Here is a 1,375-nt window from a genome sequence, read left to right as displayed (position 1 = left end):
GTTGACATCCTCCCCGCCCTGAACAGTAGACGCCGAACCTAATTTGCGACGTCGCTGGTAGGGTGGCTATGGTCGAGACGACCGAAGCAAAACAGGTCTGTCGCGCCGCTTCTACCGTCGTGTATCCAGCACTTGACTTTGGCATCAAGTCCTGTGGGAGCTATACGAGAGAGGACTTCGAGAAGCTTCTCTCTCGTGTCGCCTTCGAACAGGAATTTGCCAACACAGCTGGGAAAACGTGCCAACTCGATGACGGCGAGCCCGTCGACGTGACGTCGACGGCTCGCAACGCACTCGCAAAATCGCTCCTCTACCATCTCCGAAACTTGGAGGCGGACGCCATCGACGGCCAGTTCGATGGCGTCCGCGACGACCTCTTCGAGATCCTCCGAAAACAACGGCTGTTACCCGACTACGTTGATGTTGCGATTGACCTCCACGAATGGCGTTTTTACGGCGATGCGGACACTGATCACGTCCTACTCACCTATCCCGATCAAGGAACAAATCGAACGTACTGTTTTGCGACGATCTGTATCGTCGCACCGGGAACACGATTTACACTCGACGTGCTGGCGCTGGAGGCGAACGGATTTCGCGAAAAACGCGAAGCCGTTCGCTCGCTGCTCGAAACCGCACAAGAGTACGTCTCGATCAGACACGTCTTCCTCGATAGAGGGTTCTACCAGATTCACGTCGTTGCGGAACTCGAACAGCACGACGTCGACTATATCGTCCGTGCACGTCCGAGCAAAGGGATGGAAGCCCGTCTCAGCGCCGATGCTGAGACGGTCGTCGACGACTATCTCATGCAACGAAAACGGAAACCGACCGCATCAGTTCCAGTAACCGTCTTTGCAGTCCCTCATCGTTCAAAAGAGGACGAATCCGTGTGGTTCGTTACAAACCTCGAGATTACACCTGAGGCCGCCCGAGCGTACGCGGCGGCGTTCCGCCGTCGCTGGGGAATTGAAACCTCCTATCGCCAAATCGGAGACTTTCTTCCGAGAACGTCGTCGCCGACGTTCTCGGTGCGACTGTTCTACTTTCTGTTCGCAGTTGCGCTGTACAATCTCTGGGTTCTGGCGAACGTTCTCGTCACAGAGGGGACGATTCCTGGAAAACCACCGATCTCGACGAAGATATTCCGTGAATTCGTGCTCTTGACTGATTACGGATAGACCGCTCTCTACACCGACCGAGAAGATCGGTCAAGAAGAAGCAAAGTGAGTGACAACGCGTCGGAGCGCCGCTGTACGGCGCTCCTTCGCTTCCTTGATCGTGCCGCTTCAGCTATCGTACGCTAGTGCCACCAACTACCGTAACGAATCAAAGAGTTTCAGGTGGTTTGGTCCGTTGTTTCGGCAACTACTGT

General features: G+C 55.2%; 1 protein-coding gene. It reads left to right on the top strand.

Features of this window, described 5'->3' with window-relative positions:
- Nucleotides 1–68: 68 nt before the first annotated feature.
- Entirely contained in the window at nucleotides 69–1,181 is a 1,113-nt protein-coding gene (locus FYC77_RS19960; protein WP_149083235.1) for a transposase, read from the top strand.
- Nucleotides 1,182–1,375: the final 194 nt, after the last annotated feature.

The sequence above is a fragment of the Natrialba swarupiae genome (assembly GCF_008245225.1).
Classification (GTDB): Archaea; Halobacteriota; Halobacteria; order Halobacteriales; family Natrialbaceae; genus Natrarchaeobius; species Natrarchaeobius swarupiae.
Note: the sequence above shows the minus strand (reverse complement) of the source record. Positions and strands in the feature narration are given on the sequence as shown.

Excerpts from the sequence above, each read along its gene's own strand:
- FYC77_RS19960 (WP_149083235.1), top strand. The coding sequence starts at position 69 with ATGGTCGAGACGACCGAAGCAAAACAGGTCTGTCGCGCCGCTTCTACC.